Origin of the sequence: Enterobacter sp. Cy-643, from assembly GCF_011752815.1 — a bacterium.
GTDB lineage: Bacteria > Pseudomonadota > Gammaproteobacteria > Enterobacterales > Enterobacteriaceae > Cedecea.
In genome coordinates, this window is the sequence record NZ_VWWV01000001.1 from 1,565,792 (window position 1) to 1,584,960 (window position 19,169).

Consider the following 19,169-nt stretch of genomic DNA (forward strand, 5'->3'; position numbering starts at 1 on the left):
GCGCTGAGACCAGCGCCAGAGAGGACTCGATAATGATAAAACTTGAAAACCTCACGCGACAATTTGTGCAGAAAAATGGCCAGACCTTTAACGCCGTCGACAATATCAGCCTGAACGTGCCCGAAGGTGAAATGTGCGTGCTGCTCGGCCCCTCCGGCTGCGGAAAAACCACCACGCTGAAAATGATCAACCGCCTGATAAAACCCACCGGCGGCAAGATTTTAATCAACGGCCAGGACACCAACGATCTCGATACCGTCACTCTGCGCCGCAATATCGGCTACGTTATTCAGCAAATCGGTCTGTTCCCGAACATGACGATTGAAGAGAACATCACCGTTGTGCCGCGCATGCTGGGCTGGGACAAAGCCCGTTGCAAGACACGTGCCCAGGAGTTGATGAGCATGGTTGCCCTCGATCCTAACCGCTTCCTTAACCGCTATCCGCGCGAAATGTCCGGCGGCCAGCAACAGCGTATCGGCGTGATCCGCGCCCTGGCGGCAGATCCTCCGGTACTGCTGATGGATGAACCTTTTGGCGCGGTTGACCCGATTAACCGCGAAACCATTCAGAACGAGTTTCTCGAGATGCAGCGTCAGCTTAAAAAAACAGTGATGCTTGTCAGCCACGACATCGACGAGGCGCTGAAGCTGGGCGATCGGATTGCGGTCTTCCGCCAGGGTAAAATTGTGCAGTGTGCCAGCCCGGACGAGCTGCTGGCGAAACCGGCCAACGACTTCGTCGGGTCGTTTGTTGGTCAGGACCGCACGCTAAAGCGACTGCTGTTGGTACAGGCCGGGGATGTGACCGACCAGCAGCCCACGATTACCGCTCGTGAATCTACGCCGCTGGCGGAAGCTTTCGCCACCATGGATGACAACGACATGCGTTCCATCACCGTCGTGGACGCCGGAGGTAAACCGCTGGGCTTCGTTAAGCGGCGTGAAGCGCGGGGCGCGACGGGGACTTGTACCGACCTCCTTCACCCTTTCCGCGTCACCGGCCGCGCGGAGGAAAACTTACGCATCGTGCTTTCTAAGCTCTATGAGCACAATATGGTCTGGATGCCGATCACCGATGAAGAGGGCCGCTACAGCGGAGAAATTTCGCAGGATTACATTGCCGATTATCTCAGCTCAGGCCGCACGCGTCGGGCGCTGAATATCCAACAAAGTTAATCAACCTGATGCGCTGCTTTACGGCGGCGCATTTTCCTTTGAGCTTATCGACATTCTCCCTCACAATAGCGCCATTATTTCGCCATCTTATGCGCTATGCACCGAATACAAGCCTTTCCCGACATCAGAGAGATGCTTCGCCGGCTGGTGATTGCGGTCTTCATTGGCCTGGCTTCCGCGCTGGTGGTCTGGCTATTTCGGCAGGCCATGTATCTGCTTGAAAACGTCTTCCTCGGCGATCACGGCGGCAGCCTGGTTGCTGCCGCTGCCGCACTCGAGCCCTGGCGACGCGTCCTGACGCCTGCCGCCGGTGGCCTACTGGCCGGACTTCTGCTGTGGCGCTGGCAACGAGCCACTCGCCAGCGCCCTTCTGCCCCCACCGACTATATGGAAGCCATCGAAACCGGCGATGGTCGTCTGGACGTGCCGTCCAGCCTGGTGAAATCTGCCGCATCGCTGATCGTGGTCGCCAGCGGCAGTGCAATCGGGCGCGAAGGGGCGATGATTCTTCTGGCCACGGTTTTTGCCTCGCTGTTTGCCCAACGCTTTACCCCGGACAAAGAGTGGAAGCTTTGGGTGGCCTGCGGGGCCGCAGCCGGGATGGCGAGCGCCTATCATGCGCCGCTGGCGGGCAGCCTGTTTATTGCGGAAATTTTGTTTGGCTCACTGATGCTTGCCTCGCTGGGGCCGGTGGTGATTGCCGCCGTCAGCGCCCTGCTGATGACGCATTTGCTGAACGGCGGGCAGGCGCCGCTGTATATCGTGACGCTTCTTGCCCCACCGCAGCCATCGCATTATGGGCTAATGGCGCTGCTGGGGTTAACCGCGGGCGTTCTCGGGCCGCTGATTCTGTGGCTGCTGGCGCAAAGCAGCGCGCTGTTTCGTTCACTTAAGCTTTCGCCACCGCTGCAACTGGCGCTCGGCGGGCTGGTTGTCGGCCTGCTATCGCTGGTGACTCCGACGGCCTGGGGCAACGGCTACAGCGTGGTGCAGTCGTTTCTTTCCAGCCCGCCCGCGCTGCTGTTTGTCGGTGGAGTATTGCTGTGCAAACTGCTGGCGGTGATGGCAAGCAGCGGCTCCGGCGCGCCGGGTGGCGTATTTACGCCCACGCTGTTTATGGGGGCGGCGCTGGGCATGCTGTTTGGCCAGGTTTGTGGCCTGTGGGGCGGCGGAGAGCCGCTGATGATACTGCTGGGGCTGACGGGAATGGCGTCTTTGCTGGCGGCCACGACGCACGCGCCGATTATGGCAACGCTGATGATTTGTGAAATGACCGGGGAGTTTACGCTGCTCCCCGGCCTGCTGCTGACCTGCGTGATTGCCTCCACGCTTTCGCGCTGGCTACGCCCGCAGTCGGTCTACCGTCAGAGCGCTACGCAGCCGGGCTAGGTCGATATAGGCTCCCAGCTCGCGCTGTTCGGCCCGGGGCAGGTACGGCAGTTCACCGACCAGCGGCCCCGGCAGTTTTTTGCTCAACACGTCGATAATTTCCGCGTAATGCGCCAGGCCCGGATTGATGCGGTTCGCCACCCAGCCAATAAACGGCAGCCCGTCGTTGGCAATGGCCTGCGCCGTCAGCAACGCATGGTTAATGCACCCTTCCTGAATCCCCACCACCAGCAGTACCGGCAGCTGTTCCTGTACCACCCAGTCCGACAGCGGACGAAGATCGTTCATCAGGCTGCGCCAGCCGCCGGTCCCTTCGACGACAACGTGGTCCATTTGATCGGCCAGCCTTTGCAGGCCGCCCGACAGCAGAGAATAGTTGATTGGCCCGTGATGGCTGATGCTGCTCTCTTCTTCGCTTAACGCGATAGGATTGATCGCTTCATAGGGCAGTTTAATCGTGGAGACGCTTTGCAGTACCAGCGCATCTTTATTGCGCAGCCCGTCTGGCGTCTCTTTACTGCCCTTAGCGACCGGCTTGTAGCCGACGACGCTTTTCCCGCTGGCCGACAACGCCTGCAGTAAGGCTCGTGACACCACCGTCTTCCCTACGGCAGTATCCGTACCCGTTATAAAGAAACGCTTAAGCATGACTGTCTCCCGAGGTAATGCTAGCCAGATAAATAAAGAGAAAAACTAACGCGGGAAAGTCTAAAAGAATGGGGCTGTAGCCAGATTGAGATAGCGCAATTTTTGGTGAATCAGGGCCGAAGATTAGCCCTGCAGAAGACGAATTAATAAAGAGCCGTTATACATTGCATCTTTTACCAGCGCCGCCCCGGCCATGGTGCCGCGGTTATCAAACTGCGTACCTTCCACAACGGTGTGTCGGCTATAGGCGGGCAATGCCTGCTGGCGAATGCAGTCGGTAATCGCTGGGTGAAGGATGGCGGCGGCGCGGTTAAGCGGCGAACCGATAAGAATTTTTTGCGGATTAAACAGGTTAACCATGATGGCCAGAATGCGGCCCACGTTTTGCCCGACGCCGATAATAATATCTTTGGCCAGCAGATCTCCGCTCAGCGCGGCATCACACAGGGATTCAACGCTCAGCGGTTGCCCGTGCAGCATCGAGCCCATTGACTGACTCATACGCTGCTGCGCCAGTTCCAGCACGCTTTCGACGCTGGCAATGGTTTCCAGGCAGCCGTGGTTGCCGCAGTAGCAGCGCTTGCCGTAAGGGTCGACCTGCGTGTGGCCAATTTCCACCAGGCTGCTGCTGCCCGCGTGAAGCAAACGCCCATCGGTGATAACGCCTGCGCCAACGTTGTGATCAATCACCACCTGAATCACATCTCTTGCGCCCTGAGAGGCACCAAACAGCCCTTCGGCCATGGTCCAGGCGCTAATATCGTGCTGGATAAAGACCGGAACGCCGGTGTGATTGCCCAGGACCTCGCCCAGCGGCATATCGCAGACATCGTAGAACGGCATGCGGTGAATCACGCCGCGAACGGTATCAATGATGCCCGGGAGCGTAATGGCGATGGCGGTGAGGCGCTCGAGCTTTTGCTGATGGCGAATAAAAAATTGATCGACCTGGAATATGATGCGCTCCAGCAAAGGCTGCGGATCGTCGGTCGGCAACGCCACCGTGTCCTCCACCACCAGCTTGCTGCTGAGGTCGCGCAGTCCCAGTGAAATTTCACCGCGGCTCAGGCGAATTGAGAGGTAATGCCAGGCTTCTGTTTCAAGCATTAAGCCCACCGCGGGGCGGCCACGGCTGCCGGGGTCCTGAATCTCCGTTTCCTGTACCAGATGCGCCTCAAGCATTTCCCGCACAATCTTGGTGATACTGGCCGGAGCCAGCTGCGCCAGGCGGGAAAGATCGATACGCGACACCGGACCGTGGGTATCAATCAAGCGATAAACAACCCCAGCATTGGTTTGTTTTATCTGATCGATATGGCCCGGTTGACTATCAGCAACCACGTGGTACTCCCTTTATTTTCGCGCTTCGAAATAAACTTTTAGGCTATGGTGAAACACTTCAAGTGGGGTCGTCAAATATTTACGTAGGGTTGTGATTTACCGCACATATTACCGCCACATTTGGTCTATTTTAACGCCCAGGAGGCCTCGGTCAGCAGCGCCGAGATGCGCTTCGCCGCTTCCGATAATTCCCGATGCTTCGGCCAGACCAGCCACAGCTCAGACTGCGCCTCTGGCTCGTCAATGGGCAGCCATACCACATCAGTCAGGCGAATGCGCTGGAATGAAGCTGGCAGAATGGAAACCCCCAGCCCGGCGGACACTAACCCAATGATCGTCATTGCCTCGCCCACTTCCTGGGTAATGTACGGCACAATATTATACCGGCGAAGCAGCCCGATAATATCGTCGTACAGCCCGGTGCCTACGTGCGGATCAAAGAAAACAAACGGCTCCTGCGCAAGCTGCGTCAGCGATACCGAACGACTGCAGGCCAGGGGATGATCGCGATGCACCATCGCCAGCAGGGGTTCACGCAGGATAAGCGTCCAGTTCAGGGTATCCGGCAGGCGCGTATTACGCATCAATCCCAGCTCCAGCTCGCCCTCATTCAGGGGAGTAATTTGCTCCCGGGTGTTCACTTCCCGCATCTGGAGATGCACGTCAGGATAGCGCTGCCGAAAGCGGGAAAGGCTGTCAGAAACGGCCTTAATAAACGGTGCGGAGGAGGTAAAGCCAATGCGCAGCTCACCGGTCTCCCCCTGATGCAGCCGGGCCGCACGCGCGGCTGCGGCATCCACCTGGCCGAGAATTTGCCTGGCGTCGGCGAGAAACTGCTGACCCGCCGCGGTGAGGTTAACGCTGCGGTTCGTTCGCGCCAGCAGGCGAGCGCCGATTTGCTCTTCAAGGATCTGAATTTGTTGGCTAAGTGGAGGCTGGGAGATCCTCAGCCTCGCGGCCGCCCGGCCAAAATGCAGCTCTTCGGCAACGGCGATGAAGTAGCGCAGATGGCGTAACTCGATATTCATATGTTTAAAGTATCATTTGAGATTATTAATATATTAGACATAACATTTACACTTTTCTACTCTGTAAAAAATAAGTTAACACCTGCGTAAGGATCTCCCTTGAGTCGTACAACTACCGTCAGCCCTGTCCCGACAGAGGATGCTGACGAAAGCCGGTCTGCCCCTTCTGTCAGCTATATCAAACGCGGTACCCCTCAATTTATGCGCGTCACGCTGGCGCTGTTTTCCGCCGGGCTGGCTACCTTTGCCCTGCTCTATTGTGTCCAGCCCATTTTACCGGTGCTCTCTCATGAATTTGGCGTCAGTCCGGCAAGCAGCAGTATTTCGCTTTCGGTTTCCACTGCGATGCTGGCTATCGGGCTGTTGTTTACCGGCCCGCTGTCGGACGCCATTGGGCGTAAACAGGTCATGGTTACGGCTCTGCTGCTGGCTTCCTGCTGTACTTTACTGTCGACGCTGATGACCAGCTGGCACGGCATTTTGATCATGCGCGCGCTCATCGGCTTGTCCCTTAGCGGTGTCGCCGCCGTGGGCATGACTTACCTCAGCGAGGAGATGCACCCGAGCGTGGTGGCATTTTCGATGGGCCTGTACATCAGCGGGAACTCGATTGGCGGAATGAGCGGCCGCCTGATCGCCGGGGTACTCACCGACTTCTTTACCTGGCGCATTGCCGTCGCGGCTATCGGCTGTTTTGCCCTTGCCTCAGCGCTGATGTTCTGGAAGATTCTGCCGCAGTCGCAGCATTTTCGCGCCTCCAGTCTGCGCCCCAAAACGCTGTTTATTAACTTCCGCCTGCACTGGCGGGACCCGGGTTTGCCGCTACTGTTTGCGGAAGGCTTTCTGCTGATGGGGGCGTTTGTCACCCTCTTTAACTACATTGGCTACCGCATGATGGAAGCCCCGTGGTTTCTGAGCCAGGCGGTGGTGGGCCTGCTTTCCGTCGCCTACCTGACCGGGACATGGAGTTCACCTAAAGCGGGCGCAATGACCGCGAAATATGGCCGCGGCCCCGTATTGATTGGCTTCACGGCCATTATGTTCCTTGGCCTGGCACTGACCGTTTTCTCCTCGCTGATTGTCATTTTTGCCGGGATGCTGCTGTTCTCCGCCGGTTTCTTTGCCGCCCATTCGGTGGCCAGCAGCTGGATTGGGCCACGCGCACGCCGGGCCAAAGGCCAGGCTTCATCACTGTATTTGTTCAGCTACTACCTTGGCTCCAGCCTCGCGGGTACTCTTGGCGGCGTGTTCTGGCACCAGTTTGGCTGGAGCGGCGTGGCGGCGTTTATCGGCTCGCTGCTGCTGCTCGCCCTGCTGGTTGCCACCCGCTTGCACCATAAGGCGCACTAACCTGCTGCCGCTCTCGTGTTCAGGTACGCTTAATGCTATTTTCTTTAGTGTTAACAACCTGTTCACGAGGCCATATGGAAAAGCAAAACTATAATCACCTGACCCGTACCTTCCAGCGTCTGTCCCGGTTTGATCATCTGTCAGCCATTGCCGGCTGGGACATGTCCACCATGATGCCCGCTAACGGTAGCCAGGCGCGCGGCGAGGCTCTCGCTGAACTCAGCGTGCTTAAGCACCAGATCCTGACCGACAAGAAAATTGCCACCCTGCTCCAGGCCGCAGCTCAGGAAGATCTGAACGATGTGGAGCGTGCCAACCTGCGTGAAATGACTCGTCACTACCAGGAAGCGGTGCTGCTCCCGGATGCATTAGTAGAAGAGAAATCGCTGGTCGGTACGCGCTGCGAACACGGCTGGCGAACCCAGCGCCCGGCCAACGACTGGCAGGGGTTCTCCACGAACCTGAAGGAAGTCGTGCGGGTCAGCCGCGAAGAGGCACGTCTGCGCGCAGAGGCAAAAGGCATTTCCCGCTACGATGCGCTGCTGGACATCTATGAGCCCGGCATGACCAGCGCCAAACTCGACGTGCTGTTTGGCGATCTGCGCGGCTGGCTGCCGGATCTGCTCCAGAAGGTGGTTGATAAACAGGCCAAAGAAAACATGCTGACGCCACAGGGGCCTTTCGCCACCGAAACCCAGCGCCAGCTTGGGCTGGATACCATGGCGCTGCTGGGCTTTGACTTTAACGGCGGCCGCCTTGACGTCAGCGCGCATCCTTTCTGCGGCGGCGTGCCGCAAGATGTGCGAATCACGACTCGCTATAACGAAGACGAGATGTTCAGCTCGTTGTTTGGCGTGATTCATGAAACCGGCCACGCCCGCTATGAGCAAAACCTGCCACGGGAATGGCTCGGCCAGCCCGTTGCCCTGGCGCGTTCTACCGCCATTCATGAATCCCAAAGCCTGTTCTTTGAAATGCAGCTTGGGCGCAGCGCGCCGTTCCTGAAACTGCTGTTACCTAAAGTGATTGAGCGTTTTGGGCCGCAGCCGGCGTTCGAGCTGAACAACTTTATCAATGTTAATCAGCAGGTGGAGCGCGGCTATATTCGTGTCGATGCCGACGAGGTCAGCTACCCTGCGCATGTTGTGCTGCGGTATGAAATTGAACGGGCGCTGATCGACGGTGATATCGAGGTGGATGACATTCCGGCGCTGTGGAATGAGAAGATGCAGTCCTGGCTGGGCCTCTCCACCGAAGGCAATTACCGTAATGGCTGTATGCAGGATATTCACTGGACCGATGGGGCTTTCGGCTACTTCCCGTCCTACACGCTGGGCGCGATGTACGCGGCGCAACTCTTTAGCGCGGCATCACGCGCGCTGCCGGATCTGGACCAGGCGATCGCCAGTGGGAATTTCACCGCATTATTTGACTGGTTAAAGCAAAACATCTGGCAGCACGGCAGCCGTTTCACCACTTCACAGCTGATAACCAACGCGACCGGGGAAGACCTTAACCCATTGTATTTCCGTAAACATTTAGAGTCTCGTTACCTTTAATGCCCTCACGCCGGGTCGCCTGTACCCGGCGTTGTACATTACGTTACATGCCGATACCAATCACTCACTGAACACTTTGATTCCCCAGCCTATAGTTCATTTCAACGGCCCCGCAGTGGGGTTGACACACAAACAAATTCGAGGATGTCGAAATGAAAAAAGTATTAGCTCTGGTTGTTGCCGCTGCTATGGGTCTGTCTTCTGCCGCTTTCGCTGCTGACACCACCGCTACCGCTCCAGCTGCTGCTCCAGCAACCACCGCTGCTGCTCCTGCTGCTAAAGCGCCAGCTGCAAAAGTAACGCATCACAAGAAACACAAAAAAGCTGCCGCTCAGAAAGCTCAGGCTGCTAAAAAGAAACACAAAAAAGCCGCTAAACCAGCGACCGAGCAGAAAGCTCAGGCTGCTAAAAAGCACCACAAAAAAGCAACCAAACCCGCTGCTCAGAAAGCACAGGCTGCTAAAAAACACCACAAAAAAGCAGTAAAACCAGCTGCACAGAAAGCTCAGGCTGCTAAAAAACACGTGAAAAAACATCACAAAGCCGCTGCTAAACCAGCTGCACAGCCAGCAGCATAAGTTAAACGGGGCGACCCGTTAGCTTGAAGCGTTTACATAAACACCCGGCTTGCCGGGTGTTTTATTAGGAATAAGGCACAGCCTTTAGCACGTACTTATTTCTGGAGTGCGGATAATGTTGCGACGCTACAGTTTCGAGTTAATCCTCGCCCTGCTGATCATCTGCGGTATTATTACGCTGAGCTTCTGGCTCTGATAGCGTAGTCTGCTGTTTTCACTCCCACTTTCGGTCCGTTCCGACTATAGTTACTGCATCTATAAAAACCATAATTATTAGCCCCTTCAGAGAGAGCTATGCGCAAAAGTGTTGTGTTGTTTTTAGGAGCATTGATCCTTTTACCTCAACTCGCTCACGCGGACGAAGACGACAGCCCGGCGAACGTTAAAACGCTGTTCTTCGGCAAAGATGACCGTATTCGCGTGACCAATCCTGAGGATGCCCCCTGGGATGCCATTGGCCAGTTGGAAACCGCCAGCGGCAACTTATGTACCGCCACCCTTATTTCACCTCATCTGGCCTTAACTGCCGGGCACTGCCTGCTGCAGCCGCCGCGTGGCAAGGCAGACAAAGCCATCGCCCTGCGCTTTATTTCCCATAAAGGGCAATGGCGCTATGAAATCCATGATATCGAAGGCCGCGTAGATAAATCCCTCGGTCGCCGCCTTAAGGCGGACGGTGACGGATGGCTGGTTCCCTCTGGCGCGGCACCTTATGATTTTGGCCTGATTATTATCCGCAATCCGCCTTCGGGCATCACGCCGCTACCGCTGTTCACCGGCGACAAAGACGCGCTAACCGAAGCATTAAAGACGCAGGATCGCAAAGTGACGCAGTCTGGCTACCCGCTGGATCATCTCGACGACCTGTATACCCACAGTAACTGCCTGGTGACGGGCTGGGCGCAGGCATCCGTGCTGTCGCACCAGTGCGATACCCTCCCCGGCGATAGCGGTTCACCGCTGTTGCTGAAAACCGATCAGGGCTGGCAGCTGATTGCGGTGCAAAGTTCCGCCCCGGCAGCCAAAGACAGATACAGAGCTGACAACCGCGCCATTTCAGTCACCGGCTTCCGCGACAGGCTGGAAGCGCTGGCACAATAAGCGCTCAACCCGATACCGTCGGGCACCGTAGCAATAACGGTTGCCCGGCGGCTAAACATTTTTTGACATCATCTTGCGGTGCGTATGTATTGACATAATGATGCCAAACCCGGCCATTAGCACGATCAGCGCCGAGCCTCCGTAGCTTATTAACGGCAGCGGAACACCTACTACCGGCAAGATTCCGCTCACCATACCGATGTTCACAAACACATAAACGAACAAAATCAGTATCAGGCTGCCGACAACCATGCGGCCAAAAAGCGTCTGAGCCTGAGCGGCGATGATCAACCCACGCATAATCAACAGCAGATACAACGCCAACAGCACTAAAATGCCGATAAAGCCCAGCTCTTCCGCCAGAACGGCAAACACAAAGTCGGTGTGCCGCTCCGGTAAAAACTCCAGCTGCGACTGTGTGCCGTGCAGCCAGCCTTTCCCTACCAGACCGCCGGAACCAATAGCAATTTTTGACTGAATAATGTGATAGCCCGCCCCACGCGGATCGCGGGTCGGATCCAACAGCATCATGATGCGTTCACGCTGATAGTCATGCATAAGAAAGAACCACAGCACCGGAATAAACACCGCAATCAGCGCGGCAGCAGCGGCGATAATCCGCCAGCTAATGCCGGACAGGAACAACACGAAAAGACCGGATGTGGCCACCAGAACGGCGGTCCCGAGATCGGGCTGCATCGCAATAAGCAAGGTGGGAACAAAGATCAGCGCCAGGGCGATGGCGGTATGTTTCAGCGATGGAGGACAGGGATTTTGATTGATAAACCGCGCCACCATCAGCGGGACGGCAATCTTTGCGATTTCAGAAGGCTGGAAACGAATAACGCCGAGATCCAGCCAGCGCTGAGCCCCTTTACTGATTTGCCCGATGCTATCCACCAGCAGCAGTAAAATAACGCACAGGGCAAAGAGCCAGGGGGCGGATCGTTCATAGAAGCGAGGAGGGATTTGCGCCATGGCGATCATCACGATAAGCCCCATCGCAATCTGCCCGGCTTTGCGCTCCATCATCCCAGGATCCTGGCCGCTGGCGCTCCACATTACAAACGCGCTGTAGGCAAGCAGCAGCATAATCAACAGCAGCAGCGAGGCATCAAGATGAATCTTTAGCCAAAACATTCTTTTCTGATGAATATTTTCCATGTAATACCCCTGCCACCATAAGGTAATTCAGGCATGGTTCCTGATATATTTTCCGGGACAAACTAGTGGATTGCCCTCAGCGTTATTTCCATATCCAGGTCATGACCCGATAGTTTACCCGGTAATATTCGACTATTAATTCGCGCTGCTGGTGATAGCGTAGCTGTAGGTGGCTGGTATTATTTTTTTATCTACGGAAGATATTAACCCTACGGCCATTGCTTCACTGGGAGAATAGTTTGTAAGGTTATACTCGCTATGCAATATCTCGGCTATTTTGGCATCATCAAGTTTTGTACATGCCCGATACGTTTTTTTAAACATCTCATTGAAACGACGTGTTTCTTTTTCAAGATAAGCCACATCTGCTGGCCTGACATCTCCCTGATGTGAGATAGAGGCCGGGTGCAGGAACAGGCTGCCTTCAGGCAATGAACGCCTGTCGTCTGCGGCGCAAAACATGATCGTTGCTGAAGAGCCGACGGTGGACATAGCCACGGTTGTTACGGGGATAGCAGAGCTTCTGACGGCAGCAGCGGCCATCAAGCCCGCATCCATATCGCCGCCATAGCTATTGATGTAGAGATAAATTCTTTCTACATCATTATTTTTATTAACTTCATCAAAAACGCTGACCAGCCTCGATACGGCCGAAGGTTGCATTTCCCCGGTATAATAAATTTTGGCTATTTTATTTTTATCTTCCACTGGCTGCGCTGCAGCAAATGAAGAATACGAAATTAACACTGTAATGATCAGGTGTATTGCGGCTTTCACATGTCTCTCCTTGATAAACTCAATTTAACATTCCATTTCTTCATAGCTTATAACATGGGATTGCAAAAACAAGGTGATTTATAACCAGAAATTAAACAAAGAGTTAATATAGAAAAGAAAAAAAACCAACAACATAAAAAATAAAATAACCCTCTGTAATAGCAGGTAATATTAACCAATAATTTAATAGACCACTACGCCGGGCGTCGCGCCAAAATGACCGCCAGCGGCTTCGGCGGGCTGAAATAATAGCCCTGCAGTCGGTCACAGCCCGCCAGGCAAAGCAGCTTCAGTTGGGATTGGTTTTCCACGCCTTCTGCCGTCACCGCCATACCCAGTGCAGTGGCAATGCGAACCGTTCCGTTCACCAGCGCCAGGGCTTGTTCATCGCTGTCCACCAGGCCGGCCAGGGACTTGTCTATTTTGATGGTGTCAAAGTTAAAACGGCGCAAATAGCCGATGCTCGAATAGCCGTTGCCGAAATCGTCCAGCGCCACCGCCGTCCCCTGAGACTTAAGATTGCGAATTGCCGCGAGGGCACGCTCCGGGTTTTCCAGCACATAGCTTTCCGTCACCTCCAGTTCGAGCCGTTGCGCAGGGAACGCAGTTTCCTGAAGTACCCGGGCGACCTTGTCTTCAAATTCCGGGTCGCGGAACTGCGCCGGAGAAATGTTAACCGACAGCCGTAGATTCTCGTGGGGCACCAAATCACAGCACGCCCGGCGGAGCACAAACAGTCCGAGCGAATAGATAAGACCGCTCGTTTCAGCCACCGGAATAAACTCATCTGGCAATAGCTCTCCGCCGGGGCGGCGCGGCCAGCGCACCAGCGCTTCCACACCGGCCATCGCCTGGCTACGTGCGTCAATAATCGGCTGGTACCAGACCTCAAACTCATCCCGTACAAGGCCCGCGCGAATGTCATTCTCGATGGTTAAGCGGCGCTCGCGCACGTTATTTAACGCCGCATCATAATAAGTCGTGCGCCCCTTTCCGGTTATTTTAGAGTGATACATAGCGATATCGGCGCGGCGGAACAGCTCCGAGCTGCTGCAATCCACCAGCGAGCCCGAAGCAATCCCTATGCTGGCGCTAATATGAAGAGTGCTTTCCCCCACGGGGACGGGCTGGCTCAGGAAATCCAGGACTGCACCCGCAAAAGCCGCCGAGTGTTCCCCGGCGCGCGCTCCGCCAATCATCATGGCAAATTCATCCCCTCCCATACGCACCAGCATGCCGTTTTGCGGCACGCGATCGCGAAGCGCATCGGCAATGGTCACGATTAACTGATCGCCTTTGTCATGCCCGTAAATATCATTCACGTCCTTAAAACCATCGAGATCGATAAATACCACACTTTTTTCGTCGCTATCGCCCCGTTTACTGATGGTTGCCAGCCGCTCGATGAGCGCTCGTCGGTTGGGTAAATGGCTGAGCCAGTCGGTCAACGCGATATTTCTCGCCTGCTTTTCACCCCGCGCCAGCTTATAGAGTCCCAGGCTACTGATGGTGATAAAGACCAGTATTAACACCGCCGCCAGCACCGCTATGCGTATGATGTCCGCCGAAGCGGCGTGGGCTGCCTCGGCCCCGGGTTGTCTTGGCTGCCAGCTTAGATACCCCAGAGTTTCACCGGAGGCGCTGCTCAGCGGGACACTTGAAGAATCAGATGGCGTAGGCGTCAGGCGCAGATTTTCAATCTGAAAGGTGTTCCCCAACTCTTTTAGCATCGCGTTATTAATCTGACGGCCAATCACCAGGTAACGACGCGTGGCGTCGTGAACCTCCAGCCGTCCCAGCATAGGTCGAATCAGCCCGATGCCGATAAACGAAATGCCGCTCTCAGTTTGCGTGATCCCGGCAAAAATTTTTTTGTCATCTCTCAGCGTTTGCGCGTTCTGGTAAACGAGGGACTCAAATCCTTTCCCAAGTTGAGAAATATGTTGCCCCGTCACGCGTTGCCCACGAAACGAGCCCCAGAGCACATTGAACCCTTCATCCAGCACATACACGCCGTCATAGAGGTTATTGATTTTGTAACCCGCGCCCCAGGTGTTATACAGCCAGTTAACGTTCAGCTCAGGGCGATAAACTTGATTGACGGCATCGTCCCAGACCGCATTATCAATCACCAACGCCCACACGCGGTTTACCGAGGTCTGTATGGCCCCTTGTACCGACAGTGCGCTTCGATGCTCATCTATCTCGTTGGTTTTACTGCTGATAAGGTGAAGTGAAAGGTAGAGGAGCGCGATAATAGACACGATCAGCCCGATGCCGGCCATAAACACCATAGCAAACAGGGCTCCAGCAACGGGCGTGCTTTTCCAGCTAAGAGGATTACGCAATTTCAGCTCTCTTCTAAGTGAAATAACGTGAAGGTTTCTGGCTTTTGATTTAGAGAAGTGCTTTTGCCGTAAAATAAGCGTAATACACCCTGAGGAAAGCGCTGCCCGAATAATTAACGGGCAGCGTGATGGATCAGGCAATTTTGATAATAATCATCCCTACCAGCAACAAACTCAGGCCAATCCAACCTTTGCGGTTAAGGCGCTGGCCGAAGAGGATCCAGCCCGCGGCCACGGTGGCGGCGATACCAAATCCGCCCCAGAGCGCATAGGCGACGGATAACTCGATGCCTTTAACGGCCTGAGCCAGGGCACTAAACGCGGCAAGCACGGCCAGCAGAGACAGCACGCCGTAAACCGGGCGTTTGAAACCATCAGATTGTTTTAAAAAGATATTGGCGACGATTTCCAGAATAATGGCTAAGGTTAGCCACAGAGCGTGTACCCACTCAAACGACTGCATGATGATCCCCTTTCTTTGACATCACCGGGCGTGATTTTTTATCTCGCGTACCCGACTTAATCAGCGCAATACCAATAACCAGCGTGGTCAAGCCGAGTATTTTTAGCGGTGAAATGGGCTCATCAAATAGCATGACGCTGAAGAGCGTAATAAACAGAATACCGATGCCTTCCCACATAGCATATGCCACACCAAGGGCGATTTTTTTAACCGAAAACGCCAGAAAAATATAGGATATCGCGATCATGACCAGCATGAAAATATACCCCATATTACTTTCGTTAACGCTTGACCATTTCATTGACAAGGTACCGGTAATTTCGGCAGCGATGGCTAAGCCCAATAAAATCCAATAAATCATGATTTCTCTCCTGACAGAGAAAATAAAGATGCAAAAAACCAACAAGTCACGTCGTGCGACGAGCAAGGGCAAATAAAAGAAACAGAAAAAATGTCAGAAGAAAGGGACTATAGCGCGTTGCGCCAGTGCTGCTCACCAGAGAGTGAAGATGTAGACGTGATAAAAACAGGATGCTGATTGAATGAAGTGCTGAACGTATTGTCCATAATATTTCCAACTTACCCGCGGTGTTGCTTCTCATCAGTTGCGGATAGAAAATTGTCCTCAGTAGTTAAACACGCCGATTTTATACCATAAATCGGTATGTTAGCGCCTGACCTTTACACTCCTTTACGCAACGTGGCAGTAAAAACACGATGTAATAAACTGTTTTTAACGTTTAAAATAACGTAATAAAGGGATGACTATTTTAACGGTGGTGTATTATTTCCCCCGCCCGCACACTGGAGAACCAGCCACAATGGCAAAACCAATCATTACACTCAACGCACTGAAAGCCGTGATTATGCTGGGCATGCTGGTCATTATTCTGGTGGGTATTAAAGCGGCCGCCGACATCATCGTGCCATTTATTCTGGCGTTATTTATTGCCGTTATTCTCAACCCGTTGATTCGTCGCCTTGAGCGGCTGAGAGTGCCGCGCGTGTTGGCCATCAGCCTGGTGATTGTCGTCATTATTCTGAGCATGGTGCTGCTGCTGGCCTATCTCGGCACTTCGCTAAACGAACTTGCGCGCACCCTGCCGCAGTATCGCTCTTCATTGGTAGTACCGTTAAAAACCCTTGAACCCTGGCTGCAGCGCGCGGGGATCTCTGTTTCTGTCGATGAGTTAATGAAGTATGTCGATCCTAATGCCCTGATGACGCTGGTTACCGGTCTGCTGACGCAGCTTTCCAACGCAATGACGTCTATTTTTTTACTGCTGCTGACCGTGGTATTTATGCTGATTGAGGTTCCACAGCTGCCGCGCAAGCTGCAGCAGCTAATGGCTCGTCCGGAAGAAGGCATGGGCGCCATTCAGCGTGCGCTGGATAGCGTCAGCCACTATTTGGTGCTAAAAACGGCCATCAGCATCGTCACCGGCCTTGTCGTCTGGGGCATGCTTGCCGCCCTTGACGTCCGCTTTGCCTTTATCTGGGGGCTGCTGGCCTTCGCACTCAACTATATTCCAAACATCGGCTCAGTGCTGGCGGCTATTCCGCCGGTGGTACAAGTGCTGGTGTTTAATGGGCTGTATGAAGCGCTGATTATTGTGGCGGGTTATCTTCTGATTAACCTGGTGTTTGGCAATATCCTGGAGCCGCGCATGATGGGCCGGGGGCTTGGACTCTCCACGCTGGTGGTCTTCCTGTCGCTTATCTTCTGGGGCTGGCTGCTTGGCCCGGTCGGTATGCTGCTGTCTGTACCGCTGACGATTGCGGTGAAGATTGCTCTGGAGCAAACGGAAGGTGGGAAAAGTATTGCGGTGCTGCTGAGTGATATGAGCAAGTCCTGAAGATTTTTATTCCCTCTCCCTTTGGGAGAGGGTTAGGGAGAGGGAAAAATCACTCCGGATCTAACTCAAAACGCTCCGCAATATACCCCAACGCCTGCGACACCCCATCCGCACTAATGGTATGCACCACGCCGGGTTCAAACAGCGTTTCGACTTCCGCCCCGGCTTCAATTAGCGCAGCGGCTGCCGCTTCACTCTCAGCCCACGGAATCACCTGATCCGCCATGCCATGAATCAACAGCGCCGACGCATCTGCCGCCACGTGATACGGCTTGGGTGACGCAAGGCGTCCGGAAAACGCGACCACGCCAGCCAGTGGGTAACGGGAGGTGGCCAGCACATCCAGGGCCATAATAGAACCCTGGGAGAACCCCAGCAGGATCACCTGATCTTTGCCCGGCGTCACGTCATGCTGCTTAAAAATAGCCTCCAGCTTCGCATCAAACGCAGCGCGGGCCTCGACAACACGCTGCGGTCGATTTTGTACAGTCACACCGTCAAGGCTGAACCACTGCCAGGCGTCGCCGCCGCCGTCAAAAGGTTCGCTGCCGTTCGGTGAAGCAAATAACACTTCCGGCATCACCTGCTGGACGAAAAGCCCCAGTCCCTCGAGATCGGCCCCGGAACTCCCTACCCCATGTAACATCACAATCAGTTTTTTCATTTCCCTGCCCTGTGCTCAAACCTGAATAAATATCCTCGCAGGCGGCTACCTTATCGCGTTCGCCCCCTCTACAACAAGTCAACCGCCGCTAAATACGCGGCAATGTCGCGCTTGTTTTTGAGCAAGTGCTCAAGTATATTTCGCGCTTGAGCAACCGCTCAAATTTAGCTTTTTAGAGGCATTTACCATGCGCTTCAGTAACCGCTGGCTGATTCTGGCGATCCTGACCAGCACGCTTTTCCTGATCATTATTGATATGACGGTGCTTTATACAGCCCTGCCCAGGCTCACCCAGGCCTTAAACGCTACGGCGTCTGAAAAACTGTGGATCATTAACGCCTATCCGCTCGTGGCGGCGGGACTGCTTCCCGGCGCGGGCATGCTGAGCGACCGACTTGGTCACAAGCTGCTGTTTATGTCCGGACTCCCCGTTTTCGGCCTCGCTTCACTGTGCGCGGCTTATTCGCCCACGGCTGAACTGCTGATCGCTTCGCGCGTGTTTCTGGCTATTGGTGCAACGATGATGATGCCAGCCACGCTTGCCATCGTGCGCCAGGTCTTTACCAACGAGCGCGAGCGGGCGTTGGCCATCGGCATTTGGTCTGCCGTGGCTTCTGCCGCCGCGGCGCTTGGCCCGGTTATTGGCGGCGTGCTGCTGGAATACTTCTGGTGGGGATCGGTCTTCCTGATTAACGTACCGGTCGTCCTATTGGTTATCGTTTTTGCCTGGTTCCTGATCCCACGGGATGCGGGAAACGCCAGCCGTCCCTGTGATTTCACCGCATCGCTGCTGATTATGCTGGGGCTTGTGGGCGTGATTTACGCGCTCAAAGAACTCAGCAAGATGGACGCCTCGTGGCCGATCGTGGCCGGTTCTTTGCTGGCTGGCGTGCTCTTTTTAACGCTGTTTGTCCGCCGCCAGCAGCGGGCTGAGCATCCGATGATCGATTTTTCGCTGTTCCGCAACCGTATGTTCGCCAGCGGCATTAGCGTCGCCATCATTACTATGATTGCGCTCACCGGCATCGAGCTGGTGCTGACTCAGCGGCTGCAGCTTGTTCTGGGCCTGACGCCGCTGTTAGCGGGGCTGTCGATTCTGCCAATCCCGATTGGCTCGGCCCTCGCTTCACCGCTGGCGGGTATCGTGCTGCCGCGCTGGGGCGGCGCCAAACTTATGGTCTTCGGCCTGCTGGTGACAGCGATGGGTATGACGGGTATGGCTTTGCTGGCCGATTACAGTCTGACGCCACAGCTCGCCGCGCTGTTTGTCATCGGGCTTGGGCTGGGCGTGGCGTTTACCGCCGCATCAACATCTATCATGCTAAACGCCCCGGAAGAAAAAGCCGGCATGGTCGCCGCGATTGAGGATGTCTCATGGGAAATGGGCGGCGTACTTGGCGTGACGTTGCTGGGCGGCCTGATGACCGCGGTCTACAGCGCAAGCCTGGTGTTGCCTGAGGGCCTGGTCGCAGGAAACAGCGCGTACGACAGCCTGGATGAAGCGCTGCACCTTGCCGGATCGATGAGCACAGCCAGCGCCGACCTGCTGAAAGAGCTGGCGCGAAACGCCTTCGGCCACGCCTATCTGACGGTGATTATCTGCGCCGCGGTGCTGGTCGCCGTCAGCACCGCGATCTTGAAATATGTGCTGCGCCAGCCGGAAAAGCTGTCCAGCCAGCGAGTTAAAAACTGATAAGATGCGCCATCAGCCATTCAGATAACCGT

19 protein-coding genes are annotated in these 19,169 nt (G+C 55.0%); 9 read left to right on the plus strand and 10 right to left on the minus strand.

Going from position 1 to position 19,169, the window contains the following annotated elements; genetic code table 11:
• The first annotated feature begins 32 nt into the window (after positions 1-32).
• Together osmV and clcB are read left to right on the plus strand one after the other, a co-directional pair.
• A complete protein-coding gene (gene osmV, locus F3J29_RS07220; protein ID WP_166864360.1) occupies positions 33-1,178 on the plus strand; it encodes an osmoprotectant ABC transporter ATP-binding protein OsmV in 1,146 nt (381 codons plus the stop codon).
• Between the two features lie 96 nt (positions 1,179-1,274).
• A complete protein-coding gene (gene clcB, locus F3J29_RS07225) occupies positions 1,275-2,567 on the plus strand; it encodes a voltage-gated ClC-type chloride channel ClcB (protein WP_166864363.1) in 1,293 nt (430 codons plus the stop codon).
• Here the strand turns inward: clcB and bioD are convergent.
• From bioD to ynfL, 3 genes are all read right to left on the minus strand, one after another.
• Complete coding sequence (bioD, locus tag F3J29_RS07230; protein ID WP_166864366.1) at positions 2,520-3,215, minus strand: dethiobiotin synthase; 696 nt, start codon at positions 3,213-3,215, stop codon at positions 2,520-2,522. The genes clcB and bioD overlap by 48 nt on opposite strands.
• A 123-nt stretch (positions 3,216-3,338) precedes the next feature.
• Entirely contained in the window at positions 3,339-4,556 is a 1,218-nt protein-coding gene (mlc, locus tag F3J29_RS07235) for a sugar metabolism global transcriptional regulator Mlc (protein ID WP_166864369.1), read from the minus strand.
• A 125-nt stretch (positions 4,557-4,681) separates the two neighbouring features.
• Positions 4,682-5,584 carry a multidrug efflux transcriptional activator YnfL/SxtR(Kp) gene (gene ynfL / locus F3J29_RS07240; RefSeq protein WP_166864372.1) on the minus strand — a complete coding sequence of 301 codons (903 nt, stop codon included), beginning with the start codon at positions 5,582-5,584 and terminating at the stop codon, positions 4,682-4,684.
• Between the two features lie 99 nt (positions 5,585-5,683).
• Between ynfL and ynfM the strand changes: the two genes are divergently transcribed.
• The 5 genes from ynfM to F3J29_RS07260 all read left to right on the plus strand — a co-directional run bounded on the left by ynfM (position 5,684) and on the right by F3J29_RS07260 (position 10,172).
• Positions 5,684-6,934: a multidrug efflux MFS transporter YnfM/SxtP(Kp) gene (gene ynfM, locus F3J29_RS07245; protein ID WP_166864374.1), complete on the plus strand. Its 1,251-nt coding sequence runs from the start codon at positions 5,684-5,686 to the stop codon at positions 6,932-6,934.
• A 74-nt stretch (positions 6,935-7,008) separates the two neighbouring features.
• Complete coding sequence (locus F3J29_RS07250) at positions 7,009-8,493, plus strand: carboxypeptidase M32 (RefSeq protein ID WP_166864377.1); 1,485 nt, start codon at positions 7,009-7,011, stop codon at positions 8,491-8,493.
• A 152-nt stretch (positions 8,494-8,645) separates the two neighbouring features.
• Complete coding sequence (asr, locus tag F3J29_RS07255) at positions 8,646-9,071, plus strand: acid resistance repetitive basic protein Asr (protein ID WP_008459254.1); 426 nt, start codon at positions 8,646-8,648, stop codon at positions 9,069-9,071.
• 115 nt (positions 9,072-9,186) lie between these two features.
• Complete coding sequence (gene ydgU, locus F3J29_RS22920; RefSeq protein ID WP_483862443.1) at positions 9,187-9,267, plus strand: small membrane protein YdgU; 81 nt, start codon at positions 9,187-9,189, stop codon at positions 9,265-9,267.
• A gap of 98 nt (positions 9,268-9,365) precedes the next feature.
• Entirely contained in the window at positions 9,366-10,172 is an 807-nt protein-coding gene (locus F3J29_RS07260) for a trypsin-like serine peptidase (RefSeq protein ID WP_166864380.1), read from the plus strand.
• Positions 10,173-10,223: 51 nt separating this feature from the next.
• On the opposite strand, the gene mrdB is transcribed toward F3J29_RS07260, so the two are convergent.
• From mrdB to F3J29_RS22925, 6 genes are all read right to left on the minus strand, one after another.
• Positions 10,224-11,336 carry a peptidoglycan glycosyltransferase MrdB gene (gene mrdB, locus F3J29_RS07265; RefSeq protein WP_166864383.1) on the minus strand — a complete coding sequence of 371 codons (1,113 nt, stop codon included), beginning with the start codon at positions 11,334-11,336 and terminating at the stop codon, positions 10,224-10,226.
• Between the two features lie 135 nt (positions 11,337-11,471).
• On the minus strand, positions 11,472-12,113 hold the full coding sequence (locus tag F3J29_RS07270) for an ATP-dependent Clp protease proteolytic subunit (RefSeq protein WP_166864386.1): 642 nt from the start codon (positions 12,111-12,113) through the stop codon (positions 11,472-11,474).
• Positions 12,114-12,307: 194 nt separating this feature from the next.
• Positions 12,308-14,461: a bifunctional diguanylate cyclase/phosphodiesterase gene (locus tag F3J29_RS07275; RefSeq protein ID WP_166864389.1), complete on the minus strand. Its 2,154-nt coding sequence runs from the start codon at positions 14,459-14,461 to the stop codon at positions 12,308-12,310.
• A gap of 133 nt (positions 14,462-14,594) precedes the next feature.
• Positions 14,595-14,924: a multidrug/spermidine efflux SMR transporter subunit MdtI gene (mdtI, locus tag F3J29_RS07280; RefSeq protein ID WP_166864392.1), complete on the minus strand. Its 330-nt coding sequence runs from the start codon at positions 14,922-14,924 to the stop codon at positions 14,595-14,597.
• The gene (gene mdtJ, locus F3J29_RS07285; protein WP_166864394.1) at positions 14,911-15,285 is read right to left on the minus strand and encodes a multidrug/spermidine efflux SMR transporter subunit MdtJ; all 375 of its coding nucleotides are present in this window, start codon (positions 15,283-15,285) and stop codon (positions 14,911-14,913) included. The genes mdtI and mdtJ overlap by 14 nt, the downstream gene beginning before the upstream one ends.
• Positions 15,286-15,392: 107 nt before the next feature.
• On the minus strand, positions 15,393-15,491 hold the full coding sequence (locus F3J29_RS22925; RefSeq protein ID WP_502706549.1) for a protein YdgV: 99 nt from the start codon (positions 15,489-15,491) through the stop codon (positions 15,393-15,395).
• Positions 15,492-15,745: 254 nt separating this feature from the next.
• Between F3J29_RS22925 and F3J29_RS07290 the strand changes: the two genes are divergently transcribed.
• A complete protein-coding gene (locus tag F3J29_RS07290) occupies positions 15,746-16,780 on the plus strand; it encodes an AI-2E family transporter (protein WP_166864397.1) in 1,035 nt (344 codons plus the stop codon).
• A 49-nt stretch (positions 16,781-16,829) separates the two neighbouring features.
• On the opposite strand, the gene F3J29_RS07295 is transcribed toward F3J29_RS07290, so the two are convergent.
• Positions 16,830-17,444 (minus strand): alpha/beta hydrolase, encoded by a 615-nt coding sequence (locus tag F3J29_RS07295; RefSeq protein ID WP_166864400.1) that lies wholly within the window; start codon positions 17,442-17,444, stop codon positions 16,830-16,832.
• A gap of 187 nt (positions 17,445-17,631) precedes the next feature.
• On the opposite strand from F3J29_RS07295, the gene F3J29_RS07300 reads away from it, so the two are divergent.
• Positions 17,632-19,137 (plus strand): MFS transporter, encoded by a 1,506-nt coding sequence (locus tag F3J29_RS07300; protein ID WP_166864403.1) that lies wholly within the window; start codon positions 17,632-17,634, stop codon positions 19,135-19,137.
• The last annotated feature ends 32 nt before the right edge of the window (positions 19,138-19,169 follow it).